At 62.0% G+C, this 25,271-nt stretch carries 18 protein-coding genes; 13 read left to right on the forward strand and 5 right to left on the reverse strand.

Features of this window, described 5'->3' with window-relative positions; genetic code table 11:
- Positions 1 to 106 precede the first annotated feature (106 nt).
- The 8 genes from ACK1VC_RS18530 to ACK1VC_RS18565 all read left to right on the forward strand — a co-directional run bounded on the left by ACK1VC_RS18530 (position 107) and on the right by ACK1VC_RS18565 (position 13,149).
- Complete coding sequence (locus tag ACK1VC_RS18530) at positions 107 to 637, forward strand: sigma-70 family RNA polymerase sigma factor (protein WP_023048544.1); 531 nt, start codon at positions 107 to 109, stop codon at positions 635 to 637.
- Positions 634 to 1,596, forward strand: a complete 963-nt coding sequence (locus tag ACK1VC_RS18535) for a FecR domain-containing protein (RefSeq protein WP_016486706.1) — start codon at positions 634 to 636, stop codon at positions 1,594 to 1,596. Before ACK1VC_RS18530 ends, ACK1VC_RS18535 begins: the two co-directional genes overlap by 4 nt.
- 86 nt (positions 1,597 to 1,682) lie before the next feature.
- Positions 1,683 to 4,109, forward strand: a complete 2,427-nt coding sequence (locus tag ACK1VC_RS18540) for a TonB-dependent siderophore receptor (RefSeq protein ID WP_191087679.1) — start codon at positions 1,683 to 1,685, stop codon at positions 4,107 to 4,109.
- A gap of 167 nt (positions 4,110 to 4,276) precedes the next feature.
- A complete protein-coding gene (gene mexE / locus ACK1VC_RS18545) occupies positions 4,277 to 5,518 on the forward strand; it encodes a multidrug efflux RND transporter periplasmic adaptor subunit MexE (RefSeq protein WP_016486704.1) in 1,242 nt (413 codons plus the stop codon).
- Between the two features lie 12 nt (positions 5,519 to 5,530).
- Entirely contained in the window at positions 5,531 to 8,710 is a 3,180-nt protein-coding gene (locus ACK1VC_RS18550) for an efflux RND transporter permease subunit (protein ID WP_449118009.1), read from the forward strand.
- The gene (locus ACK1VC_RS18555) at positions 8,707 to 10,122 is read left to right on the forward strand and encodes an efflux transporter outer membrane subunit (protein ID WP_016486702.1); all 1,416 of its coding nucleotides are present in this window, start codon (positions 8,707 to 8,709) and stop codon (positions 10,120 to 10,122) included. Before ACK1VC_RS18550 ends, ACK1VC_RS18555 begins: the two co-directional genes overlap by 4 nt.
- A 277-nt stretch (positions 10,123 to 10,399) precedes the next feature.
- Entirely contained in the window at positions 10,400 to 11,455 is a 1,056-nt protein-coding gene (locus ACK1VC_RS18560; RefSeq protein WP_449118010.1) for a tetratricopeptide repeat protein, read from the forward strand.
- Between the two features lie 80 nt (positions 11,456 to 11,535).
- Positions 11,536 to 13,149, forward strand: coding sequence for a response regulator (locus tag ACK1VC_RS18565; RefSeq protein ID WP_145914232.1), 1,614 nt, complete (start codon positions 11,536 to 11,538; stop codon positions 13,147 to 13,149).
- A 6-nt stretch (positions 13,150 to 13,155) separates the two neighbouring features.
- Here the strand turns inward: ACK1VC_RS18565 and ACK1VC_RS18570 are convergent, their stop codons facing one another.
- A complete protein-coding gene (locus ACK1VC_RS18570; protein WP_449118011.1) occupies positions 13,156 to 15,219 on the reverse strand; it encodes an ATP-binding protein in 2,064 nt (687 codons plus the stop codon).
- Between the two features lie 182 nt (positions 15,220 to 15,401).
- Between ACK1VC_RS18570 and ACK1VC_RS18575 the strand changes: the two genes are divergently transcribed.
- The gene (locus ACK1VC_RS18575) at positions 15,402 to 16,088 is read left to right on the forward strand and encodes a type 1 glutamine amidotransferase domain-containing protein (RefSeq protein WP_191087675.1); all 687 of its coding nucleotides are present in this window, start codon (positions 15,402 to 15,404) and stop codon (positions 16,086 to 16,088) included.
- Positions 16,089 to 16,220: 132 nt separating this feature from the next.
- Entirely contained in the window at positions 16,221 to 17,027 is an 807-nt protein-coding gene (locus ACK1VC_RS18580; RefSeq protein WP_016486697.1) for a CSS-motif domain-containing protein, read from the forward strand.
- 22 nt (positions 17,028 to 17,049) lie between these two features.
- Here the strand turns inward: ACK1VC_RS18580 and hppD are convergent, their stop codons facing one another.
- Positions 17,050 to 18,126 (reverse strand): 4-hydroxyphenylpyruvate dioxygenase, encoded by a 1,077-nt coding sequence (gene hppD, locus ACK1VC_RS18585; RefSeq protein ID WP_016486696.1) that lies wholly within the window; start codon positions 18,124 to 18,126, stop codon positions 17,050 to 17,052.
- Between the two features lie 299 nt (positions 18,127 to 18,425).
- Between hppD and ACK1VC_RS18590 the strand changes: the two genes are divergently transcribed.
- Entirely contained in the window at positions 18,426 to 20,012 is a 1,587-nt protein-coding gene (locus ACK1VC_RS18590; RefSeq protein ID WP_449118012.1) for an EAL domain-containing protein, read from the forward strand.
- Between the two features lie 33 nt (positions 20,013 to 20,045).
- Positions 20,046 to 20,933 carry an EamA family transporter RarD gene (gene rarD, locus ACK1VC_RS18595; protein WP_191087674.1) on the forward strand — a complete coding sequence of 296 codons (888 nt, stop codon included), beginning with the start codon at positions 20,046 to 20,048 and terminating at the stop codon, positions 20,931 to 20,933.
- On the opposite strand, the gene ACK1VC_RS18600 is transcribed toward rarD, so the two are convergent.
- A complete protein-coding gene (locus ACK1VC_RS18600; protein WP_023048161.1) occupies positions 20,896 to 22,467 on the reverse strand; it encodes a TerC family protein in 1,572 nt (523 codons plus the stop codon). The genes rarD and ACK1VC_RS18600 overlap by 38 nt on opposite strands.
- 271 nt (positions 22,468 to 22,738) lie before the next feature.
- On the opposite strand from ACK1VC_RS18600, the gene ACK1VC_RS18605 reads away from it, so the two are divergent.
- A complete protein-coding gene (locus ACK1VC_RS18605) occupies positions 22,739 to 23,320 on the forward strand; it encodes a LysE family translocator (protein ID WP_016486692.1) in 582 nt (193 codons plus the stop codon).
- Here ACK1VC_RS18605 and ACK1VC_RS18610 read toward each other — a convergent pair.
- Both ACK1VC_RS18610 and ACK1VC_RS18615 read right to left on the reverse strand, forming a co-directional pair.
- A complete protein-coding gene (locus ACK1VC_RS18610) occupies positions 23,313 to 24,101 on the reverse strand; it encodes an AraC family transcriptional regulator (protein ID WP_191087673.1) in 789 nt (262 codons plus the stop codon). The two genes, ACK1VC_RS18605 and ACK1VC_RS18610, sit on opposite strands and share 8 nt — an antisense overlap.
- Before the next feature lie 42 nt (positions 24,102 to 24,143).
- On the reverse strand, positions 24,144 to 25,262 hold the full coding sequence (locus ACK1VC_RS18615) for a glycosyltransferase 61 family protein (protein ID WP_016486690.1): 1,119 nt from the start codon (positions 25,260 to 25,262) through the stop codon (positions 24,144 to 24,146).
- Positions 25,263 to 25,271: the final 9 nt, after the last annotated feature.

The raw sequence follows: 25,271 nt of genomic DNA on the forward strand, positions 1-25,271 counted from the left end.
TGTTCCGGGCAGCGTCTCTTCCCCCTCACCTTTGTAGCTGGGCCATTGCTGAATGTGCGTAATTGAAATAAATTGCGACTAATTCTCATTAGCGCGCAACAGCACCATGCCTGACTCCCTCCCCTCGACCGGACACAGCCTGGCCGGCCTGTACGCCAACCACCATGGCTGGCTGGTGAACTGGCTGCGTGGCCGCCTGCAGTGTTCGCAGCAAGCCGCCGACCTGGCCCAGGACACGTTCGTGCGTGTACTGCTGGCCGACCGCAGCCAGCCTTTGCTCAGTGAACTGCGCGAGCCACGCCACTTTCTGGTCACCATGGCCAGGCGCGTGATGATTGACAGCTTCCGCCGCCGGGCACTGGAGCAGGCCTACCTGCAACTGTTGGCCGAACAGCCCGAACAGTATGCGATTTCCCCCGAGGAACGCTGGATGCTGGTAGAAACCCTGCAAGCACTGGATGCGATGCTTGAAGGCCTGGGCAAGAAGGTCAAGCAGGCGTTTCTGTTATCGCAGTTGCGTGGCCTGGGCTACAAGGACATCGCCGCCCAGATGGGCGTATCAGTCAGTTCGGTCACCAAGTACATTGCCCGCGCCACCGAGCACTGCTTGCTGTTTGCCCTGGAACACGCCCAGTGAGCCCGCTGCCCCAAAGACAGGCACTGAGCGCCGCCGCGCAGTGGTTTGCCCGGCTGGGCGAGGCCCCTGCCGACCCGGACCTGCAGCAACGCTGGCAGGCCTGGCATGCGGCCGACCCGCAGCACCAGTGGGCCTGGCAACGGGTGGCCATGTTGCAGGCTCAACTGAACCAAGCACAAGGCGCACTGGGCCATGACGTGCTGGAGCGTGCTGGCCAGCAGGGCCCGGCGCTGCAGCGGCGCATGCTGCTCAAGGGGCTGTTGCTGGGCGCGGGGCTTGGCGCCCTGGGCTGGCGCGGTTATCGCGATGCGCCGGCGTGGCTGGCCGATGTGCGCACCGCCATCGGCGAACAGCGCAGGTTGACGCTGAGTGACGGCAGCCGCCTGATCCTCAACACCGGCAGTGCGGTGGACATTGCCTTCAGCAACGACACCCGCCAGCTACGGCTGCGTGCCGGGGAGATCTTTGTCGAAACTGCCGCCGATCACCGCCCGTTCATGGTCAGCACTGCCGAAGGCCACATCAGGGCGCTGGGCACCCGGTTCAGCGTCAGGCAACAGGACCACCAGACCCGCGTATGCGTTTACCAGCATGCCGTCGTCGTGAACCCGATCAACGCGGGTGGCGAGCAAACCCGCCTGGACAGTGGCCATGGCCTGTTGTTCGACAAAACCCGCATCCTGCAACGCATGCCACTGGCCAGTACCGACGCGGCCTGGACCGAAGGCCAACTGGTGGTGGACGATTGGCGCCTGGATCACCTGCTCGAAGAATTACAGCGGTACCGCAGCGGCTACCTGGGCTGCGACACGGCCGTCGGCCACTTGCGGGTTTCCGGCGCCTATTCGCTCACCGATCTTGACCTGACCCTGGCTACCGTTGCCCGCTCGCTGCCGGTAAAGCTGGTGCGCCATACCCGCTTCTGGACACGCGTGGAGCCATTGAGAGGCAATGCCTGAAAAAAATGCACAGGGCATTGTCGATTTGCCCTCGCCCATTCGCCTCCCTGGCAATACACCGAAAACCCTACGCCCAGGAAGCCCGTATGCGCCGCCTTATCTCACCACCCCGCCAAGCACTCACGTTTGCCTTGCTCGGCGCCTCGCTCGCCCTGCTTCCGCCGCTGCTACCCGGTGCAGCCGTGGCCCAGGCAGCCAACGCGCAGAAGACCTACGCCATCAGCAGCGGCCCGCTGAGCACGGTGCTCGGCCGCTTCGCCAACGCGGCCGGGATTGTGCTGTCGTTCGACAGCCAGCTCACTGCTGGCAAGCAAAGTGCCGGCCTGCAAGGCACCTACAGTGTCGAACAGGGCTTCGCCACTCTTCTGGCTGGCACCGGCCTGGGCGTTGCGCCTGCCGAGCAAGGTGCCTATGTGCTGTACCCAGCCGAAACCGGCAATGCCGTGCAGCTGGGCGCGACCAGTGTGGTGGGCGATGGCCTGGGCGAAACCACCGAGAACACCGGTGCCTACACCACCGGGCGTACCCGTACCGCAACCAAGCTGGGCCTGTCACTGCGCGAAACGCCGCAGTCGGTCAGCGTGGTCACGCGCCAGGTGATGAATGATCACCACCTGGCCTCGATCGACGATGTGGTGAAGTTCACACCGGGGCTTTCCAGCAACCATCGTGACAGCGAACGCTATACCTTCTACGCCCGCGGCTTCCAGATCCAGAACTTCCAGTACGACGGTATCCCTGCGCAAATCGCCAACGAGTCGCAGCAATTCACCAGTACCTTGGCCGACATGGCAATTTATGACCGAGTCGAAGTGGTACGAGGTGCCACCGGCCTGCTCAGTGGCGCAGGCACGCCGTCAGCCACGCTCAACCTGGTGCGCAAGCGGCCTACGGAGGATGCACAGGCGACGGTGGCTGGCGAAGTCGGTTCATGGGACCGCTACCGCACCGAGGCCGATGTCTCCGGGCCGCTCACCGAAGCCGGCAACATCCGTGGCCGCCTGGTCGGGGTGTACGAAACCGCCAACTCGTTCGTTGACTGGTACAAGACCGACAAGCGCGTGATGTACGGCGCCCTGGACATCGACCTGAGCGAAGACACCCTGCTGCGCCTGAGCCTCGACTACCAGAACAACAATGCCGACGGCGTCAGCTTCGGGCACATCCCTTTGTTCAACAGCGATGGCAGCGCAACAAACTTCTCGCGGTCGTTCAACCCGGCCGCACGCTGGAGCTACCTGAACAATACCCAGTACAACTTCACCGGCATGCTGGAGCACAAGCTGGCCAACGACTGGGTCGCCAAGGCCGCATACAGCCACCAGTACGCGTACCGCCGTGGCGTCACCGGCTCCGCCAGCGCCGGTACGCCCGACCCGCTTACCGGCAGCGGCGTATCGATGTATATCAACCGCCTGGACAGCTACCAGACCCAGGACAATTTCGACCTGTACGCCACCGGCCCCTTCCAGCTGGGTGGCCGCGAACATGAGCTGGTGTTGGGCAGCAACCTGGCCTACACCCACCTCAACTACCCCACCTACGAACGCGGCTTCCCTGCGGTCGACAACATCTATGAGTGGGATGGCAACCCCCATGGCAAACCGCACCTGGCCAAGACCGAAGAGAGCCTGTCACGCCTGAGCCAGTCCGGTGTCTACGCCGCCGTGCGCCTCAAGCCGTATGATCCGCTGTCGATCATCCTCGGCAGCCGGGTCAGCTGGTGGAACCAGAAGGACGACAGCAGCGATGATTTGACCGGCGAGGTCACTGGCCGCGACCGGACGAAGAAGTCCGGCGTGGTCACGCCCTACGCCGGTGTGGTGCTGGACCTGAACGACACGTATTCGGTGTACGCCAGCTGGACGCAGATTTTCCTGCCACAGACCTATTACAAGACCGCCAGCAATACCTCGCTGGACCCGCTCGAAGGCGACAACTACGAGCTTGGCATCAAGGGCGAGTTCTACGACGGCGCTTTGAACGCCAGCGCCGCACTGTTCGAAGTCAAACAGAAGAACACGCCGCAATTGGTGGATGACAGTGGCCCCCAGGAAATCTACCGGGCCATTGCCGGCACCACCACCCGCGGCATCGAGACGGAAATTTCCGGCGAGGTACTGCCAGGCTGGAATCTATTTGGCGGCTACACCTACCGCGAGTCCCACGACAAGGAGGGCAACCGCGTCGAGACCAACCAGCCGATGAACCTGTTCAAGCTGGCCACCACCTATCGCCTGCCCGGTGACTGGAACAAGCTGACAGTGGGCGGCAACATGACATGGCAAAGCGATATCTACGCGGTCAATTCAGACCTGGGCACCAAGGCGCACCAGCGTGACTATGGCGTGGTCGGGCTGCTGGCCAACTATGCCTTCGATGAACACCTGAGCTTGGGGCTGAACCTGAACAACCTGTTCGACAAGAAGTACTACGACGGCCTGGGCACGTTCAGCTCCGGCTCTTATGGTGAGCCACGCAACCTGGTGGCGAATGCCGGCTGGCGGTTCTGAGGGAATGCACGCGAACGGGGCTGCCGGGCAGCCCCATCATGCCCGCCATCGATGAATGATCCACACATATCATTCAGCGTGATATTAACCTTCGTCCCGTTCGATTCGTGCCTCACGCGCAAGACACTCACACTCCGCCCACTACTAATACATTGGCGGAGTTCTCCATGGAACAATCTCTCAAACCCTTGCGCTTTCCCCTCGCTGCCTTGGCAGTGGTGGTGATCAGCGCTTGCGGTCGAACCCCAGACGCCGTGCAGGCTCCCGCCGCGCCGAAGGTCACTGTGGCCAAGGTGATCGAGCAACCGATCAACGAATGGGACGAATTCACCGGCCGCCTCGAAGCCCCGGAAACGGTCGAAGTTCGCCCGCGGGTCGCTGGCCAGATCGATCAGGTCGCCTTCACCGAAGGCGCCCAGGTCAAAAAAGGCGACCTGCTGTTCCAGATCGACCCGCGCCCGTTCCAGGCTGAAGTCCGCCGCCTCGAAGCCCAACTGCAACAAGCCAAAGCCACCGCCATTCGCAGCGCCAACGAAGCCCGCCGTGGCGAGCGCCTGCGCGACAGCAACGCCATTTCTGCCGAGCTTGCAGAATCGCGTAGCAGCGCTGCCGCCGAAGCCCGCGCCGGCGTCGACGCGATCCAGGCGCAACTCGACCTGGCGCGCCTGAACCTCAGCTTTACCCGCGTCACCGCGCCTATCAGTGGCCGCGTCAGCCGCGCCCAGTTCACTGCCGGCAACATTGTCACTGCCGATGTCACCCCGCTGACCAGCGTGGTGTCCACCGACAAGGTCTACGCCTACTTCGACGCCGACGAGCGCGTGTACCTCAAGTACACCCAGCTGGCGCGCGAAGGCCAGCGTGGCCAGAGCACCCCCGTGTACCTGGGCCTGACCAACGAAACCGGCAACCCGCACCTGGGCCAGATGAACTTCGTCGACAACCAGGTGAACCCGCGCACCGGCACCATCCGCGGCCGTGCAGTCTTCGACAACCGCGACGGCCAGTTCACCCCGGGGCTGTACGCACGCCTGAAGCTGGTGGGCAGCGCGCAGTACGACGCCGTGCTGATCAATGACGAAGCTGTGGGCACCGACCTTGGCAAGAAGTTCGTGCTGGTCATGGACAAGGACAACAAGGCCGCCTACCGCGCCGTGGAACTGGGGCCAAAGCTGGAAGGCCTGCGCATCGTGCGCAGCGGCCTGGGCAAGGATGACCGCATCGTGGTCAAGGGCCTGCAGCGCGTGCGCCCAGGCTCGCCGGTCACCCCGGAAGAAACCCAGATGGCCAGCGAACAGACCCTCGCTGCCCTCGCCCAGCAGCGCCAGGCACTGGAGGCCAGCAACCCGGCGCCGAAGGTGGCGGGCAACAACGTGAAAGTCGCCAGCGCCCAGGCGCCACGCGGTTAAGGGAACCTACCGATGAACTTCTCGAAATTCTTCATTACCCGGCCGATTTTCGCCGCGGTGCTGTCGCTGGTGCTGCTGATTGCGGGTTCGATCTCGCTGTTCCAGCTGCCGATCAGTGAATACCCCGAGGTGGTGCCGCCCACCGTGGTGGTGCGTGCCAACTTCCCGGGCGCCAACCCCAAGGTCATTGGCGAAACCGTTGCCGCGCCGCTGGAGCAGGCCATTACCGGTGTGGAGAACATGCTGTACATGTCTTCCCAGTCCACCGCAGACGGCAAGCTGACGCTGACCATCACCTTCGCCCTGGGCACCGACCTGGACAACGCCCAGGTGCAGGTGCAGAACCGCGTCACCCGTACCCAGCCCAAGCTGCCTGAAGAAGTGACGCGTATCGGTATCACCGTTGACAAGGCCTCGTCCGACCTGACCATGGTCGTGCACCTGACCTCACCGGACAACCGCTACGACATGCTCTACCTGTCCAACTACGCCATCCTCAACATCAAGGACGAGCTGGCACGCCTGGGCGGCGTTGGCGATGTGCAGCTGTTCGGCATGGGCGACTACTCGCTGCGCGTGTGGCTGGACCCGAACAAGACCGCTTCGCGCAACCTCACCGCCAGCGATGTGGTCGCGGCCATCCGCGAGCAGAACCGCCAGGTGGCCGCCGGCCAGCTGGGCGCCCCGCCCGCCCCCGGTTCCACCAGCTTCCAGCTGTCGATCAACACCCAGGGCCGTCTGGTCAACGAGGAAGAGTTCGAAAACATCATCATCCGTGCCGGTGCCGATGGCGAGATCACGCGCCTGAAAGATATCGCCCGGGTCGAACTCGGCTCCAGCCAGTACGCCTTGCGCTCGCTGCTGAACAACCAGCCAGCGGTGGCGATCCCGATTTTCCAGCGCCCAGGCTCCAACGCCATCGAGATCTCCGATGAAGTGCGGGCGAAAATGGCCGAACTGAAGAAGGACTTCCCTGAAGGGATGGACTACAGCATCGTCTATGACCCGACCATCTTCGTGCGCGGCTCCATCGAAGCAGTCGTGCACACCCTGTTTGAAGCCCTGGTGCTGGTCGTGCTGGTCGTCATCCTGTTCCTGCAGACCTGGCGTGCCTCGATCATTCCGCTGCTGGCTGTGCCGGTATCGTTGATCGGCACCTTTGCGGTGATGCACCTGTTTGGCTTCTCGCTCAACGCCTTGTCGCTATTTGGGTTGGTGTTGGCCATCGGCATCGTGGTGGACGACGCCATCGTCGTGGTGGAAAACGTCGAGCGCAACATCGGGCTGGGCCTTAAACCGCTGGAAGCCACGCAAAAAGCCATGAGCGAAGTGACCGGGCCGATCATTGCCACCGCCCTTGTGCTGTGCGCCGTGTTCGTCCCTGCGGCCTTCATTTCGGGCCTTACCGGGCAGTTCTACAAGCAGTTCGCCCTGACCATCGCCATTTCCACCGTGATCTCGGCGTTCAACTCGCTGACCCTGTCGCCGGCCCTGGCTGCCGTGCTGCTCAAGGACCACCATGCGCCCAAGGACCGTTTCTCACGGTTCCTCGACAAGCTGCTGGGCAGCTGGCTGTTCTCCCCGTTCAACCGTTTCTTCGACCGCGCCAGCCACCGCTACGTGGGTGGCGTGCGCCGTGTCATCCGCTCCAGCGGCATCGCCCTGTTCGTCTATGCCGGCCTGATGGGCCTGACCTACCTCGGCTTCTCGTCCACGCCGACCGGTTTCGTGCCGGCCCAGGACAAGCAGTACCTGGTGGCCTTTGCCCAGTTGCCTGACGCCGCCAGCCTCGACCGTACCGAGGCGGTGATCAAGCGCATGAGCGAAATTGCCCTGAAGCAACCTGGCGTGGCCGACTCGGTGGCCTTCCCTGGCCTGTCGATCAACGGTTTCACCAACAGCCCGAACAGCGGCATTGTGTTCACCCCGCTCAAGCCGTTTGATGAGCGCAAGGACCCGAGCCAGTCGGCCGCTGCCATCGCGGCTGCACTCAATGCCCAGTTCGCCGATATCCAGGACGCCTACATCGCGATCTTCCCGCCGCCGCCAGTACAGGGCCTGGGCACAATCGGCGGCTTCCGCCTGCAAATCGAAGACCGTGGCAACCTGGGTTACGAAGCGCTGTACAAAGAAACCCAGAACATCATCGCCAAAAGCCACAACGTGCCGGAGCTGGCGGGCCTGTTCACCAGCTACCAGGTCAACGTGCCGCAGGTTGATGCCGCCATCGACCGGGAAAAGGCCAAGACCCACGGCGTGGCGATCACCGACATCTTCGACACCTTGCAGGTTTACCTGGGCTCGCTGTACACCAATGACTTCAACCGCTTTGGCCGCACGTACCAGGTCAACGTCCAGGCTGAGCAGCAGTTCCGCCTCGATGCCGAGCAGATCGGCCAGTTGAAAGTGCGCAACAACCTCGGCGAGATGATTCCGCTGGCGACCTTCCTCAAGGTCAGCGACACCTCCGGGCCAGACCGCGTCATGCATTACAACGGGTTCATCACCGCAGAAATCAACGGTGCAGCAGCCCCGGGGTATAGCTCTGGCCAGGCCGAAGCTGCCATCGAGAAGTTGCTGAAAGAGGAACTGCCCAACGGCATGACCTTCGAGTGGACCGACCTGACCTACCAGCAAATCCTCTCGGGTAACACCGCGCTGCTGGTGTTCCCTCTGTGCGTGCTGCTGGCGTTCCTGGTGCTGGCCGCCCAGTACGAAAGCTGGAGTTTGCCGCTGGCGGTGATCCTGATCGTACCGATGACCCTGCTGTCGGCCATTACCGGTGTGATCGTGTCAGGTGGCGACAACAACATCTTCACCCAGATCGGACTGATCGTGCTGGTGGGCCTGGCGTGCAAGAACGCGATCCTGATCGTCGAGTTCGCCAAGGATGAGCAGGCCAAAGGCCTTGATCCGCTGGCTGCGGTACTGGAAGCCTGCCGCCTGCGCCTGCGGCCGATCCTGATGACGTCGATTGCCTTCATCATGGGTGTGGTTCCGCTGGTGTTCAGCTCCGGTGCCGGCTCGGAAATGCGCCATGCCATGGGTGTGGCAGTGTTCTCGGGGATGATTGGCGTGACCGTGTTCGGCCTGTTCCTGACCCCGGTGTTCTTCTTCCTGATCCGCCGTTTCGTCGAGCGCCGCCAGGCCCGCAAGGCCGAACACGCTCAAGTGCTGGAGAACCATGCATGAACCTGCTCAAACCCCTGACCCCAAGCCTGCTGGCACTGGCCCTGGCGGCCTGTGCGGTAGGCCCGGACTACCAGGCCCCGGCCACCGAACCTGCACAACTGAACAGTGATGTGCAGGCCAAAGCTTATGACCGTAGCCGCTTCGAAAGCCTGTGGTGGAAGCAGTTCGACGACCCGGTGCTCAACCAGCTGGTGCAGGCTTCGCTGGACGGCAACCGTGACTTGCGCGTGGCCTTCGCCCGTCTGAAATCCGCCCGTTCGATCCGCGAAGACGCCGAGAACGACCAGTTCCCGGTCGTGACCAGCCGCGCCAGCAGCGACATCGGCAAGGGCCAGATCCCCGGCCAGACCACGCAGCGGGTGAACAGCGAGCGCTACGACCTGGGCCTGGACATGGCCTGGGAGCTTGACCTGTTCGGCCGCATCCAGCGTCAGATCGAAGCCAGCGAGGCCCAGGAAGCGGTAGCTGCCGCCGACCTGCAACAGTTGCAGGTCAGCCTGATCGCCGAATTGGTCGATGCCTATGGGCAGCTGCGCGGTGCGCAACTGCGCGAGAAAATCGCCCTGGCAAACCTCAAGACCCAGCAGGAGTCGCGGACCATTACCGAAACCCTGCGCGATGCCGGTGTGGGCAACGACCTCGATGTCGTGCGTGCCGATGCACGCCTGGCCGGGGTCGAAGCCACCGTGCCGCAACTGCAGGCCGAACAGGCCCGGGCGCGGCACCGCATCGCCACCCTGCTCGGCCAGCGCCCTGACGCGCTCAGCGTAGACCTGTCGCCCAAGGCCCTGCCGGCCATCGCCAAGGCATTGCCGGTGGGCGACCCGGGGGAGCTGCTACGCCGTCGTCCGGACATCCGTAGCGCCGAACGCCAGCTGGCTGCCGCCACCGCCAATGTCGGCGTGGCCACGGCAGACCTGTTCCCTCGCGTCAGCCTCAGTGGCTTCCTTGGCTTTACCGCCGCTCGCGGCTCGCAGATCGGCTCCTCGGCAGCCAATGCCTGGGCGTTGGGCCCCAGCATTACCTGGGCGGCCTTCGACCTGGGCAGCGTGCGGGCCCGCCTGCGCGGCGCCAAAGCCGATGCCGAAGGGGCTCTGGCCAACTACGAACAGCAGGTATTGCTGGCCCTGGAAGAGTCGGCCAACGCCTTCAGCGATTACGACAAGACCCAGCAGCGCCTGCTGTCGCTGATGCGCCAGAGCGACGCCAGCCGCAAGGCAGCGGAGCTGGCCTCGATTCGCTATCGCGAAGGCACGGTGGACTACCTGGTACTGCTCGACGCCGAGCGCGAGCGGCTGAGCGCTGAGGATGCGCAGGCCCAGGGTGAGGTCGATCTGTACCGCGGCATCGTCTCCATCTACAAAGCCCTGGGCGGCGGCTGGCAACCGCAGACGGTGGCCAGCGCACGCTGATACACCCGTTCAAACGACTCCTTTGGTTGGCTCCTCCCCCAACCGTTTGCCCCGCAGGCCTTGGTCGGCGGGGCTTTTTTATGTCGTTGAATTTTCAGCGCCTGCGAGATCGAGCGCCGCCCGCGCGGCGCATCGCGAGCTGCGCTCGCTCCTACGTTTGTTTCGGGCCAATCGAAACCTGCGAGATACGCGCGCGACCGCCTTGATGCCTGCACTCGGTTGCATTTACCCCCCGGCTGGCCCAAGCTCTGCCCTTCCCGCCGCCACGGACCGTCCGATGCACAGACGCAACCGCTACCTGATCGCCCTGCTGCTGTTGATCCTGGTATCGGCGCTGTTCGGTTACCTGCGGCACGACGATCAGCCAGCACCGCCGAGCTTGCCTGCGCACAGCTATGCCAAGGCCCTGCGCCAGGCCCATGACGGCCTACCCGGTGCAGCACGGGTGCTTTACCAGCAATTGCAACGCAACGACCTGCCCCCTATCCGCCGCGCTGCCCTCTATGCCGAGTTACCCAACTACCCCTCTCCCCAGGCATTGAAACTTGCCCGTCAGGACCTGGAGCATGCCGACCCGCTGGTGCGCCGTGCGGCTATTGCAGGTATCCGCCGCCTGCTGCCGGCAGCGCAGCGCAGCCTGGTGCTCGGCCCACTGCTGGACGACGACGAACAAAGCGGGCGCTTTGCTGCCGTGGATGCCCTGCTGGGCCTGAGCCCCGATGCCATCGGCCTGTATTTCGGCCCGTTGCAGGCAGCCCTTGAACACTACCAGCAGGCGCTCGAGCAACAACCCGAGGATGCCGACGCCCAGGTACACCTGGCCCGCCTGTACCTGCACGAAAACGACTACACCCAGGCGGCCGCGGCCCTGCAGCGGGCGCTGGACGTTGCACCCGGCAACCTCGACGCCTTGGCCACCCAGGTGCGTTTGCTGGAGCGTCAGGGCCAGCACGATGCCTCGCGCCAGGTACTGGGCAAAGCCTTGGCACTCAGCCCCGACTCAGCCTTCCTGCAGTACGAGCTTGGGCTCTGGCTGATCCGCCACGAGCAACGTGAATACGCCTTGCTTGCCTTGTCCCGCGCCGTCGAACTGGACCCGGACAACGCCGATTACCGCTATACGCTGGCAGTCACTCTGCACGAACTGGAACAACTCGACGCAGCCCAAAAGCAGCTGGAAACCGTGCTCAACCGGGAGCCGGCCAACCGCCGCGCTCGAGTGCTGCTGATCCAGTACTGGAAAGAGACCGGGCAATTGCAGAACGTTCAAGTGCTATTGGCCGAGCTGGAACGGCAGAACCCGGACGACCCCGCACTGCAGCAAGGCCTATAGGCAATATCTGACTATTGTTGAACCCAGGCCGTTTACCAAGGGTCCAGTGGGTATCAGGCCACCCCTGCAGGAGAGTCGTTTTGTCCCATTCATTGGCGCTGGATGAACGTGCCTTGATCCTGGCACCCCCGCCATTAGCGGCGGATACCTCGCGCCTGCTCGCCTCAGCCGGCATCAATAGCCTGTGCACCGTTGACCTGTCCAACCTGCAGACTTGCCTGGCAGAAGGCGCAGGCCTGGCAATCATTGCCGAGCAAGTGTTCGACAACGGCCCCAGTGCGTTGCTGCAAGCATTCATCGACCAGCAACAGAGCTGGTCGGACCTGCCCATCGTGCTGCTCATGCAGGGTGCCTGGTCGGCCGCTTGTGCAGGCAACCACCCAGTGGGCAATCTTTTGCTGCTGGTCGCCCCGTTCGACAACGACCAACTGCTGCACATGACCCGATCCGCCTTGCGCAACCGACGACGGCAATACGCTGCACGCGACCAGTTGCACGACCTGCAGCAGCGCCTGAACACACTGGGAGTGCCGCCAGAGAAGGAACAGAAACCCAGCGAGTTCGCCTGCTACGAGACCCGCAAGATGGAAGCCATTGGCCAACTGGCCGGGGGTGTTGCTCACGACTTCAATAACCTGCTTACCAGCATTGGCGGCAGCTTCGAACTGATTGAACGGCGCCTGCATCAAGGCCGCACCGATGGCCTTGACAGCGTACTGCGGATGGGACGTGAGGCAGTAACACGCGCCGCTCGCGTGACCCACCGCTTGCTGGCCTTCTCCTCCCGTCAATCGCTGAACAGCCAGCGTGTCGACCTGCACGGCCTGCTCGAGGTCAAACGCCTGAAAACCTGCCTCAACCCTGCCATAACGTTACACGTGCATACCGCCAAAGACCTGTGGCCCGTAGAAGCTGATGCCAAACAGTTGCAGGAAGCCCTCGACAACCTGCTGTTCAATGCTTCAGAAGCCATGCCCAGTGGCGGCCAGCTGCGAGTCGAGGCAAGCAACCAGCATATCCCCAGCAAGCAGTTCACCAGTGGGGCTCTGTGTCCTGGTGACTACCTGCGCCTGAGCATCATCGATGACGGCCAGGGCATGGCGCAAAGCACCCTTGAGCGCGCTTTCGAGCCGTTTTTCAGTACCAAGGCGATCGGCCAGGGTATCGGCCTCGGCCTGTCGATGGTCTACGGCTTCAGCAGGCAGTCTCACGGGCATCTCGCACTGCACAGCCAGATTGGCCTGGGCACTCGCGTAGACCTGTACCTGCCGCGCCATATCGGCCAGGCAACGGCACCAAGCAAGCCGATACCTGTGCAGGAGAGCCGGGGCCGTCACGTGCTGGTGGTCGAAGACGACCCCCATGTGCGCCAATTGTTGTGCCAGGCACTGCGTGAGAGCGGCTTCCCCTGCCGCAGCGCGGCCAACGCCACCCAAGGGCTCAAGGTGTTGCGCTCCTCTCAGCCCGTGGATTTGCTGGTCAGCGACATCGGCCTGCCCGGTATGAATGGCCGTCAACTGGCCGAAATTGCCCGCAGCCTGCATCCACATTTGCCCGTGCTGTTCATCACCGGCTACGCGGAAACGGCCATGGCCCGCGAGGGTTTTTTGGGCACGGGCATGCACTTGATCTGCAAACCATTCGAACTGAAAGACTTGCAGACGCAGGTCACGCAGATTCTGGGCCGCCCCTGAACCCCGTCATTGTTCGAGCATGCTTAGCGCCTGATCGGCAAGGTCCGCCAGCAAAAACGGCTTGTTCATCAATGCCGTTCCCGGCTGATCAAGCAGCTGCGCTTCAACAGGATGGTCAGCGTAGCCGGTGATGAACAGGATCTTCTGCGAAGGAAGCTGCATGCGCATGGCCTTGGCCACTTGCCGGCCACTGAAGCCGCCGGGTAAACCGATGTCGGTAATCACCAGGTCGAAGGGGCCATCAAGGCGAAAGCGCTCCAGCGCAGCATTGGCGTCACTCGCATCAGTGACCACAAAACCGCGTTCAGTCAGGTACTCGCGCATCACGGCACGCAAGTTCAGCTCGTCATCGACCAGTAACAGGCGCTCACCCTGGGCCATGCGCTGGGAACGTTGCACTGGCTTCGGCGCTTCGGGTGCCGGGTCGTGGCACCTTGGGAAAAGCATGGAAACCCTGGCCCCCTGATTCGGGCTCGACTCGATCCAGGCGTATCCCCCCGATTGACCGACAAAACCATACACCATCGATAGCCCAAGCCCGGAACCACGGCCGATGGGCTTGGTGGTGAAGAACGGCTCAAAAGCCCTGGCAATGTCGCGCGTCGAAAAGCCGTGGCCGTCGTCCTCCACATGCAAGGCAACGTAGTCGCCTGGCGGCAGCCCATTTTCATCAGGGAAGCTGGCCGTCAACCGCTCGTTGACGCTGCGTACAGTGACATTGCCACGTTCCAGGCAGGCCTCCCGGGCATTGGCGCAGAGGTTGACCAAGGCATTTTCAAGTTGGGTAACGTCAAGGCATACGGCCCACGGCGCGACATCCAGTTGCCAGTGCAAGCGCATCTCTGCGCCCAGCGTCTTCAATAGCAACGGCTCGCTTAGCCGCAACTGCCGGTTGAAGTCCAGGGGCTTGGGTGCAAGCGGTTGATGCCGAGAGAATGCCAGCAGGCGATGGGTCAGTTCCATGGCGCGTAAGACCGATTCGCGAGCGACCTCCAAATAGGCGTCAACACGCTCCAGGCGGCCATCCTGAAGGCGCCGCTGCAGCAGTTCCAGGCTGCCACCGATGCCAGACAGCAGGTTGTTCATCTCATGGCCCATGCCGCCGGCCAACTGGCCAACCACCTCCATGCGTTCGCTATTGCGCATCATCGCTTCAGACTTACGCGCGGCCTCTTCGCGGTCTTCGGTGATATCCCGACCGACTGCCGTCAACAGGCTGCCATTGAACCGGGCACTCCAGCGGAACCAGTGATAATGGCCATCGCAGTGACGCAAGCGCGTCTCCAGTTGCTCGGTATTGCGGTATTGCAGGAACCCGGAGACTGCCACTTGTACCTCGGCGCGATCCGCCGGATGCACCAGCTCCAGCACCGGCACATCGTGAACCTGCTCCTCGGACCAGCCCAGAATGCGGTACCAGGCGGGGTTGACGGCATGCAGCTTGAGCTCAGGGGTAACCGTCATCATTGCATCCGGGGACAGTTGCCAGATCTGCTCGCGCTCGGCCACATGGCGCGCTATCTGTCGTTCATAGCCCTGCACCTGCTCACGCCAATGATGGTACGCCTCCACGCTGGCCGTGGTCTCGATCACCTTGTGCAGAAACCCCGCCACGTTTCCAAATTCATCGCGCAGGGGTGCATAACCGAACGCGCACCACAGCGGCTCGCTGCCTTCGACGCAGACGAGCAGGGGCTGGTCCTCGACAAAGTTCGAACGCCCTTCAAGCGCCTTGAATACCCAGGGCCCCATCGCCTCCCAGAGGTCACTCCAGAGCGCATCGAACGCATTGCCCAGCGCATCCGGCCTGGCGGCCCGCAGCGCCCGGTAGCCATCATTGTGCACCACGCAGAGGTCTGCCCCCCAGACCACTGCGCAAGGAAACGGTGACGAGTGCATCATGTCGACGGCAATGCGCAACGAGGCCGACCAACGTGGCAACGGCCCAAGTGATGTGTGCCCCCAGTCGAACTGCGCAATTCGTTGGCTCATCAGATCGAGCGGTGCCGATACGGGCGTTTTCAAGGTGAGCTCCCGCGCAGGCTTGCGCGGCGTACCGTGTGCGGGCAATAGCGTTACTCCACCAATGCGTAGATTACCTCGGTTCCGAGGCTGCCCCGGAGGGGTTCGTTCACGTTAGCACAGCACAAGCTGCGCACGATGGCGGACTTGCGCCTGGCAGCTATGCTGATTAGGTTTTCCCCTGGGCCAGGGAGCAACGGCCCATTCAGGTTGCCGACAGGAGCATGGTCATGAGCAAGAAAATGCTGGTAGTGCTGACCAATACAGCCAAGTATCCGACCTTGAATCGGGCGACCGGGCTGTGGCTGGGTGAAGCGGTGCACTTTGTCGAAAAAGTCGAAAAGGCCGGCTACACGGTCGATTATGTAAGCCCTGAGGGTGGCTACGTCCCTGTCGACCCACACAGCCTGCAGATGGCCCCCGACCTGGACTGGCAATGGTATGACGACAAGCGTTTCATGACGCGGCTGGGCACAAGCTTGAGCCCTGGCCAGGTAAAAGCCGACGAATACAGCGTCATCTACTACACCGGCGGCCACGGTGTGATGTACGACTTCGCCGATAACCAGCCGCTGCAAGAGGTGGCACGCAGGATCTACGAGAAAGGGGGTATCGTTGCCGCGGTCTGCCACGGCGTAGTCGGCCTGCTCAATATCAAGCTCAGCGACAACAGCCTGCTGCTTAAAGACCGCAAGGTGACCGGGTTTTCTAATATTGAGGAAAAACTGGTCGAACTGGACAACATAGTGCCGTTCCTGACAGAAAACGAGCTAGGTGGCCGTGGTGGGGTATACAGCAAACATGAGGCCCCGTGGAAACCCTACGTGATCGCGGATGGTCAGCTGATCACCGGGCAGAACCCTGCCTCCACTGCACTGCTCGCGGACAAAGTACTGGCAAAACTCGACGGTAGATAAAGCCTTACATCAGCCTTTTGGTTTTCCTGCCCCGCAAACTGCACGCGGACTACAGCCGGCCGATCAAATGAACGCTTAGGCTCATGGCTCAGCTGTACACCTCGAACAGCTAGGCCGGAGAGCGATTGCGCTATGTTGAAAATCATGCACGCCGGGCGTCGCCTGCGGGAGCTGCTGCTACTTGCTACGGTGGCCCTGGTGCCTGTGGTTTCAGGTTTGCTGGTGATGATTGTCCAGTTGGAAATGAAGCTTGCGGAAAACGCGACCATCTCAGTCAAGGAGGCGGTATTCAGCGTTGACCAGGCACTGAACCGCATGCATGAAGCTGCCCAGCGTACCCTGCCGCTTGCAGGCCAAGCTTGCGACAGCGTCAAAAAAATGCTGCAGGAACAGGTCATGAGCCGCTCCATGCTCAGGTCGCTTACCCTGGTCGAAAGTAACAAGGCCTATTGCAGCAGTACTTCAGATTCCCTGGAAGACCTATCGTCCTTTGCCTTGTCCGGCAAACAGGTCGAACTGTCCTACGGGCAACCCGACAAACGCCGCAAGCTGGTTGTCAACTATCACTTGCAGGGCATGAACGGTAGCGTGATCGTGACCGCCTATGCCACCCAGCTACGCAGCGAACTGGATGGTTTTCAGGATGGGCTGACACTGCTGCTGGAGTTCGACGACCGCTACATCTGGAGCCAAGGCGACAGCCGTGACGCACAGCGCCCCTCGCAGTCCGAGTTCTTTGCAAGCGCGGTGTCTTCCAGGTATGGATACAGGGTAAAAGGCGGTTACGCCGAGGGCTTCACCGCACAGGAAATCCACCAGTCGATGATGCAGATCGTTCCATCATTGACACTGGTAGGGATCGCGACCGCCTCGATTGTCTACCTGGGTTTGTTCAGGGCACGGGCCCACAGGCGTGGGGCGGCCACCGAGCATGCATGATGGCGGCGCCCCTCCAGCAGGTTCAGTCGGTGCTCAGCACGCCACGGCGTACCTGGTCGCGCTCGATGGATTCGAACAATGCCTTGAAGTTGCCTTCGCCAAAGCCATCATCCCCTTTGCGCTGGATGAACTCGAAGAACACCGGGCCGAGCAGGGTTTCCGAGAAAATCTGCAACAATAGGCGCTTGTCTTCAGGTTGAGACGCACCATCGAGGAGGATACCGCGAGCTTGCAACTGGTCGACCGGCTCACCATGGCCAGGCAACCGCTCTTCGAGCATTTCGTAGTAAGTTTGCGGCGGCGCCGTCATGAAGCGCATGCCGAAGCCTTTCAGGGCGTCCCAGGTCTTGAGCAGGTCGTCGGTAAGGAAGGCCACGTGCTGGATACCTTCGCCGTTGAACTGCATCAGGAACTCTTCGATCTGCCCGGCGCCCTTGGACGATTCTTCGTTGAGCGGGATACGGATCATGCCATCGGGAGCCGTCATGGCCTTGGACGTCAGGCCGGTATATTCACCCTTGATATCGAAGTAGCGGATCTCGCGGAAATTGAACAGCTTCTCGTAGAAGCCAGCCCAGTAGGCCATGCGCCCGCGGTACACGTTGTGGGTGAGGTGGTCGATGATCTTCAGGCCGGCACCCACCGGGTTGCGGTCCACACCTTCGATGAAGTTGAAGTCGATGTCGTAGATCGAGCTGCCTTCGTCGAAGCGGTCGATCAGGTACAGCGGCGCACCACCGATGCCTTTGATCGCCGGCAAGCGCAGTTCCATCGGGCCGGTTTCGATTTCCACCGGCTGGGCGCCCAGTTCCAGAGCTCGGGCATAGGCCTCATGGGCATTGCGCACGCGGAACGCCATGCCGCACACCGACGGGCCGTGTTCGGCGGCAAAGTACGAGGCGATGCTCTTGGGTTCGTTGTTCAGGATCAGGTTGATGCCACCTTGGCGGTACAGGTGCACATCCTTGGAACGGTGGCTAGCCACCTTGGTGAAGCCCAGTATCTGGAACACCGGTTCGAGTACGCCAGGGGTAGGCGAAGCCAGTTCGATGAATTCGAAACCCATCAGGCCCATTGGATTTTCAAAGATATCAGCCATGTTCGTGTCCTCATCTGCAGCGAAAAATTATAGATTGCGCGGGATGTAGAACAGAAATGGCGGGGAGCAAGGGATACCACGCACGCTGCGGGCGAGGTAGTCACCTATGATCAGCTTGAACCCATGGTATGTCATATGGACCCATTCTCGGCGGGCTTGATCCTTCGGAATTGAAGGACCTTATTGTTGTATTCGTAAATGGATTCTACATTGCGTAAAATCGTTTGTCGCGTTTTAGTTGCCCCCCCGTTCCGACAAGCGGCTATTCTCTCGTTACCCTCAACACAGATTATTCCAGCATGCCCCTTACCGCTAAACGCCGCGCCCGCCTGGGCTGGCGCAACCTGCTGCCCTGGGTCGTCGGCGTGCTGCCGGTATTGTGCGGCCTTGCCGTGATGAACTGGCAGGTCGAGCGCGAGATGCAGACCAACAGCCAGACCACCACACGCCAAGCGGTGGAGCATCTCGAACGCATCCTCGACAACCTGTCCGGCGCTGCCAATGCGCTCCTGCCCCTGACTACCCTCCCTTGCGACCAGGCCAAGCTTATGCTGCGTGCCCAGGTAACTCGCAATGCCTTCGTACGCTCGACCAACCTGTTCAGGCACAACAACCTTTATTGCACCTCGCTGTTCGGCGAATTCGACGAGCCGGTCAACGCTAGCGACTACACAGACGGCAAACTGTGGCTGATGGACGGCAACTCGGTCACCCCGGGGCATCCGCTATTGGTGTACCGCGCCAGCGACGGCGACCACGGCGCAATCACCACGGTCGATGGCGACCACCTGCTGACAGCACTGCGCCTGATCGGCCCCGATGAAGACCTGCAAATACGGGTGGGCGATGCCTGGATGGGCAAGGATGGCGTGGTACACAAAGGCGTGCCCCCTGCGGCCGCCAGCGCCAATGTGCTGTTGGGCTCGACGCGTTACCCGTTCAGCGTGCAAGGCGGCTACAGCGCCGACAAGCAAGGACAGCTGCTGCGCAGCCACTACCCTGCCCTGCTCAGCCTGCTGCTGGTGCTGGGTGCCGTGGCCGCACTGGCTTGCCGCTGGCAGATTCGCCGCGCCACCTCACCCCGCGCCGAACTGGATCGGGCCCTGCAGGCAGACGAATTCCTGCCGTACTTCCAGCCGGTGGTGCGCAAGGGCGATTACCGCTGGGCCGGTGCCGAAGTGCTGATGCGCTGGAACCACCCACGAGAAGGCCTGGTCCGCCCTGACCTGTTCATTCCCTATGCCGAGCACAGCGGGCAGATAGTCGCGATGACCCGATCGCTGATGATGCACACTGCCCAGAGCCTCGCGCCCTATGCCGGGCTGCTGGGGGACGGTTTCCACATCGGGGTCAACATTACCGCCGACCACTGCCGTGACTTGCGCCTGCTGGACGACTGCCGCACCTTCCTGCAGCACTTTCCGCCCGGCCGGGTGGTGCTGACCCTGGAGCTGACCGAGCGCAAGCTGATCGAACCCACCCCCGTGACCCTGGAACTGTTCGAGAAGCTGCATGCCATGGGGGTGATGATTGCACTTGATGATTTTGGCACCGGGCAGTCAAGCCTCAATTACCTGCGCCAGTTCAAGGTCGACTACCTGAAAATCGACCAAAGCTTCGTCGCCATGATCGGCGGCGACGCGCTGTCGCTGCACATTCTCGAAACCATCATCGAGCTGTCAGCCAAACTTGGCCTTGGCATCGTTGCCGAAGGTGTCGAAACCGACACCCAGCGCGACTACCTGGCCCGCCATGACGTGGACTTCCAGCAAGGCTACCTGTTCGCCAGGCCCATGCCGGCGGCGCAGTTCCTTGAGGCACTGACCGCACATCCGGGCGCGTCACGGTTGCCGCAAGACGCGCCCCCTGAGATCATGCGCGGCTGATCCAGCCGCTCAACTCCCCTATTCGAGGCACTCGTGTCAAAAGGCATTGTTTCATCGGTCATGGCGTCCTGTTTGTTCGCTGTGATGTACTTCTATACCTCGCTGCTCACGCCACTCGATGGCGAAGAGATCTTTGGCTGGCGCACCCTGCTGACACTGCCCTGCCTCACCTTGTTCATGCTTGTGTCGAAAGACTGGAAACGGGTAGGCGAGCTGCTGGCCCGGGTAAAACGTACGCCAGTGCTGTTGCTGGGCATGGTCGGTACGTCGTGGTTAATGGGCGTGCAGTTGTGGCTCTTCCTCTGGGCCCCCCTGCACGGGCGCAGCCTGGAAGTGTCGATGGGCTACTTTCTGCTGCCGCTGGCCATGGTCCTGACCGGGCGGCTGGTGTATGGCGAGCGCCTGTCGCGGCTGCAAAAGGTCGCCGTGGCCTGCGCCGCGCTGGGCGTAGGCAACGAGCTCTACCAAAATGGCAGTTTTGCCTGGGAGACCCTGCTGGTGACGATCGGCTACCCGATCTATTTCGTACTGCGCCGGCGTTGCCGCACTGACCACCTGGGTGGCCTGTGGTGCGACATGTGCCTGCTGCTGCCATGGGCGCTCTACTTCGTGATCCAGGGCCCGCTGTCGTCTGGCGACCTGCAGGCCCACCCAGGCCTTTATGCCTTGATCCCCGTCCTTGGGGCGATCAGCGCCTCAGCCCTGATCGCCTACGTGCTGGCCAGCCGCTTGCTGCCATTCAGCCTGTTCGGCCTGCTCAGCTACGTCGAGCCGGTGTTACTGGTGGGGGTCGCGCTGCTGCTGGGTGAAACCATCGGCCCGGATCAGTGGCTGACTTACCTGCCGATCTGGGCCGCGGTGCTGGTACTGGTGCTCGAAGGCTTCAAGCACCTGCTGCGCCAGCGTCGCCGCTCGGTATAAGCCGAACCTGGCGCACCCGCCGCTCTTCAACCGCTTCCACGGTGAGCGTCCAGCCATTCCACGCCAGGCGGTCACCCACCATCGGCAGGCGATCGAGCAGGCTCATGACAAGGCCCGCGAGGGTCTGGTAATCGTCGGTGGCACGTGCGCTGAAGCCGGTACGTGCCTGTACCTGGCTCAGGTTCAGTGCACCGCTCACCACAAAGCCTTCACCCTCCTGGACAATGCCAGGGCCTTCAACTTCGCTGGCATCTGGCAGCTCACCGGCAATCGATTCAAGAATGTCGGTCATGGTCAACAGGCCGGTGAAGTCACCGAACTCGTTGATCACGAAGGCGATGTGGGTCGACTGACCACGCATCTGCTCCAGGGCGTTGAGGATGCTGAAGCTCTCCAGCAGGTTCAACGGCGCCCGTGCCATGCCTTCCAGGTCCGGCTGGCTGCCCGACAACAACTCCTTGAGCAGCTCCTTTTTGTGCACGAAGCCCAGCGGTTCGTCGACACGGCCATCACGAATCAACGGCAGGCGCGAGTATGGCGAATTGGCCAATGCCTGCGTGATGGCTTCGGCCGGCTGCGCCAGGTCGATCACATCGACTTCGGCACGTGCGGTCATCACCGTTCGGATAGGCCGCTCGGCCAGGTTAAGTACGCCACTGATCATTATCCGTTCACGGCGGTCGAACAGCACCTGTTCCTCGCCACCCTCAACCATGTCGGCGATTTCCTCGCCCACCTCGTCAGCCTCGACCCGGCGGCCGCCCAGCATGCGCAGCACGGCATGTGCGGTGCGTTCACGCAGCGGCCTGTGCTGCTGCAAGCTGCGCTTGCGACGGGCACGCGCCAACTGGTTGAACAGCTCGATCAGGATCGAGAAGCCGATCGCTGCGTACAGGTAGCCTTTCGGGATATGGAAGCCCAGGCCCTCGGCGGTAAGGCTGAAACCAATCATCATCAGGAAGCCCAGGCACAGCATGATCACCGTGGGGTGGGCGTTGACGAAGCGGGTCAGCGGCTTGCTGGCAACGATCATGATACCGATCGAGAAAATCACCGCGATCATCATCACCGACAGCTCTTCGACCATGCCCACCGCCGTGATCACCGCATCCAGCGAAAACACAGCATCCAGTACAACGATCTGAGCGACGATAGGCCAGAATGCGGCATGGCGCAGCGTGCCACTTGCCTGGGTGACATGGCCCTCCAGGCGCTCGTGCAGCTCCATGGTGGCCTTGAACAGCAGGAACACACCGCCGAACAGCATGATCAGGTCACGGCCCGAGAAGCTCTTGTCGAACACCTCGAACAGCGGCGCAGTCAGGGTGACCATCCACGAAATGCTGGCCAGCAGGCCAAGGCGCATGATCAACGCCAGGCTCAGGCCGATCACCCGCGCGCGGTCTCGCTGATGGGGCGGCAGCTTGTCGGCCAGAATGGCGATAAACACCAGGTTGTCGATACCCAGCACCAGCTCGAGGACGATAAGCGTCAACAGGCCTAGCCAGGCCGTGGGGTCGGCTAGCCATTCCATTAGCGGGTACTCACGAGCGAAGCGTCACGAGGACGGAGGGGGGACGGCCTGAAAGGCCAGAAACTGGGGGGCTCCGCGAAGGTGCTCATATAGACCTTGATAGCAAATTGGGACAAGAATCGTACAAGCACAGCAGGTTTATCTGATAGCGCAAAACTATTTCAAAACCTTAAAGGAATTTGAGTCTGTATTTTTGTAGGTACTTTTCTTCAATACCGTCGACCGCCAACAGCTGAAAATCATGGCTCCTTCCCACCACCGGATCTTTCTCATGAGCCTGTCCATGTCCATGGCCGCCTTCGCACTGGCGGCGTCAATTTCCCCCGGCCCGGTCAACATCATTGCCCTGAGCAGCGGCGCCAACCATGGCCTACGCGCCAGCCTGGCACATGTGGCTGGCGCCACGCTGGGTTTCTGCCTGTTGCTGGTGCTGGTCGGGCTGGGCTTGCACCAGCTGCTGGTGCGTTGGCCGCTGATGGGCCAGCTGCTGCACTGGGGCGGGGTAACGTTTCTGCTGTACATGGCGTGGAAACTTGCGCGCGATGATGGCCAACTGACCGGCATGCACTCGACACCCGCCCCCTCGGCCTGGCAAGGCGCGGCGATGCAATGGCTGAACCCCAAGGCCTGGCTGGCAGCAGTGGCCGGGGTCGGCGCTTATACCGGTGGTGAGCAGCACTTGCTGTGGTTGTTCACCTGGATCTACGGGCCGATCTGTTTCATTTCGGTGGCCAGCTGGGCATGGGCTGGCAGCGTGGTTCGCCAGTACCTGGGCAACCCACGGCACCTGCGCCTGCTCAATCGAGGGTTGGCGGTGTTGCTGGTGGGCAGTGCTGTCTACCTGGTTATCTGACGCCAGCCGCATTCCGATAATGACCCGGCGTCGCCGCCAGATGCTTTTTGAAAGCCCGCTGCAAGTGCGCTTGGTCTGCAAACCCGGCCTCCTGCGCAACCTCGGCAATCGCCCGCCCCTGACGCAACTGCGCCCTGGCCAGCTGAACACGCTGGTCGAGCAGGTAGCCATGCGGTGTCAGCCCATAATGTTGGCGGAAGGCTCGAATCAGATAGGCGCGCGACAGGCCGCACGCTGTGCAGATATCTTCAAGGCTCAGTGGATCGGTGCGATGAGCACGTATGAACGCTGCTGCCGCGCTCAGCCGCGGGTTGCCTTCGGCCCTCGCCTGGGCGTTGGCGCCGAGAAAGTCCGGCAATGCGCCAAACAGTTCTGCCAAGCGGCCTTCCCGATCAGGCACGCCCGCATCGAACAGGTCAGCGAACCCCCGCAACAACCGCTGGTACAACGCAGGCGAGCTGCTCCAGGTCTGCGTAGGCAATTTAAAGCCTTGCGCCTGTAGCCAGGACATATCGACGAACAGCATCAGGTAAGACCAGGGCTCAGCGTCGATGGGGTTGCAGGCATGCACAACACCCGGGTTCATCAGCACGGTGGTACCGGCCCCTACCTGGATGCGCAGGTCGCCGTTGAGGTAGGTACTTCGCCCACCCGTGATCACGCCGATTGAAAAGCTCTCATGGGAGTGCGCGGCGTAGCACACCTGGCGCCCGTCCCCTACCCGCCGGGCTTCGACAAAGGGCAATGCATGATCACGCCAGAACCGCGAAACCTCGATCATCCCCTTGCCCACTTGATGCTGACATTCACCGATACTACACGTTTACCGTGGAAGCAGGTCCAGCGTGCGCTCCACCTCTTCGATATCGATCCGGAAACCATCGCCATCCGGAATCCCGACCACAAAAGCGAAATGCTGATGGTCGCGATCGGTCAGGTATTTGTAGTAGCTCACAAACCGGTCAGGCGGCTGCAAGGTGAGCAGGCTACCACCGGGCTGCAGCACATTTACCCCATGCACCAATTGGCTGCCCTCCACGCCAATGACCACTTTTGCCCCGGCGCAGGCTGCAACAATACTCGGCACATCGGACTTGAGCGGGTTCACAACACGGAAACCGCGGGTGACACGCAGGTGCTCGGCGAGCTCCAGCTCATTGCGCAACAAGCGCAGGTCGCCGTCGCCGCCACGCAGCAGGAACACGCCAGGATGTGGGGCATGCGGCACGTGCGACAGCAATTTATCCCCCATGGCCCGGTAGCGGGCATGCCGGCTGCGGTTGTTGCCCTGATCATCGAACAGCACCAGCTCACGGAAAAACGCACTGCGCAGGCGCAGTGGCTTCATGCCCAGCCAGTCTTCATAGGCCGGGGCCTGGGTAAACAGCGGGTATCTGGCCGAGGGTGCGGTGGTCACCGGTATGCCCTCATTGCAGGCCAGCGCATAGGTTGGGCAATCTTCCATCAGCCAGGTGCCGAACCACGAATTGCCGTTTTGCGTGCAGTAGATGGCCGCGCGGTCTATTTCGTTGTCAACGATGATGGTCGGGAAGGTACTTGGCTTGAGCGACAGCCAGTGGCTGGCCTTGCCTTTGTACAACGCACCATCGACCAGCCACACATCCTTGATCAGGTAGCCGCGGGTTGGCCCTTGCAATGTGCTGATGCCACCCTCCATGGTGCGAGCGGGGTGCACGTAGGGGTAAAAACGCTTGCCCTCCCAGCCCGTTACCCGTTCCAGCTGGCCAGGCAGGAAAATGGCCGCCGGGGACACAGTGGTTTCGCCTGGAGCAATGTCCCAACTCCTGGTGGCGATGCTCTTGAGGTCGATGGCGGTATTCTTGCCCAGCCGCTTGCGCGCCATGTAACGATAGGCGGCCAAGGTCCAGGTGTGCTGCTTGGCCGCGGACGATGCACTGAACTGCGAGATGTCGCTCCCCATGAAGCGTCC

The organism is Pseudomonas sp. XP2 (genome assembly GCF_053557975.1).

Bases quoted from the DNA above. Each gene is read 5' to 3' on its own strand.
- hppD (WP_016486696.1), bottom strand. From the start codon at position 18,126: ATGGCTGATATCTTTGAAAATCCAATGGGCCTGATGGGTTTCGAATTC.
- ACK1VC_RS18540 (WP_191087679.1), top strand. From the start codon at position 1,683: ATGCGCCGCCTTATCTCACCACCCCGCCAAGCACTCACGTTTGCCTTG.
- mexE (WP_016486704.1), top strand. From the start codon at position 4,277: ATGGAACAATCTCTCAAACCCTTGCGCTTTCCCCTCGCTGCCTTGGCA.
- ACK1VC_RS18590 (WP_449118012.1), top strand. From the start codon at position 18,426: ATGCCCCTTACCGCTAAACGCCGCGCCCGCCTGGGCTGGCGCAACCTG.
- ACK1VC_RS18560 (WP_449118010.1), top strand. From the start codon at position 10,400: ATGCACAGACGCAACCGCTACCTGATCGCCCTGCTGCTGTTGATCCTG.
- ACK1VC_RS18555 (WP_016486702.1), top strand. From the start codon at position 8,707: ATGAACCTGCTCAAACCCCTGACCCCAAGCCTGCTGGCACTGGCCCTG.
- ACK1VC_RS18530 (WP_023048544.1), top strand. From the start codon at position 107: ATGCCTGACTCCCTCCCCTCGACCGGACACAGCCTGGCCGGCCTGTAC.
- ACK1VC_RS18580 (WP_016486697.1), top strand. From the start codon at position 16,221: ATGTTGAAAATCATGCACGCCGGGCGTCGCCTGCGGGAGCTGCTGCTA.
- ACK1VC_RS18615 (WP_016486690.1), bottom strand. From the start codon at position 25,262: ATGGGGAGCGACATCTCGCAGTTCAGTGCATCGTCCGCGGCCAAGCAG.
- ACK1VC_RS18550 (WP_449118009.1), top strand. From the start codon at position 5,531: ATGAACTTCTCGAAATTCTTCATTACCCGGCCGATTTTCGCCGCGGTG.
- ACK1VC_RS18605 (WP_016486692.1), top strand. From the start codon at position 22,739: ATGAGCCTGTCCATGTCCATGGCCGCCTTCGCACTGGCGGCGTCAATT.
- ACK1VC_RS18575 (WP_191087675.1), top strand. From the start codon at position 15,402: ATGAGCAAGAAAATGCTGGTAGTGCTGACCAATACAGCCAAGTATCCG.
- ACK1VC_RS18600 (WP_023048161.1), bottom strand. From the start codon at position 22,467: ATGGAATGGCTAGCCGACCCCACGGCCTGGCTAGGCCTGTTGACGCTT.
- ACK1VC_RS18610 (WP_191087673.1), bottom strand. From the start codon at position 24,101: ATGATCGAGGTTTCGCGGTTCTGGCGTGATCATGCATTGCCCTTTGTC.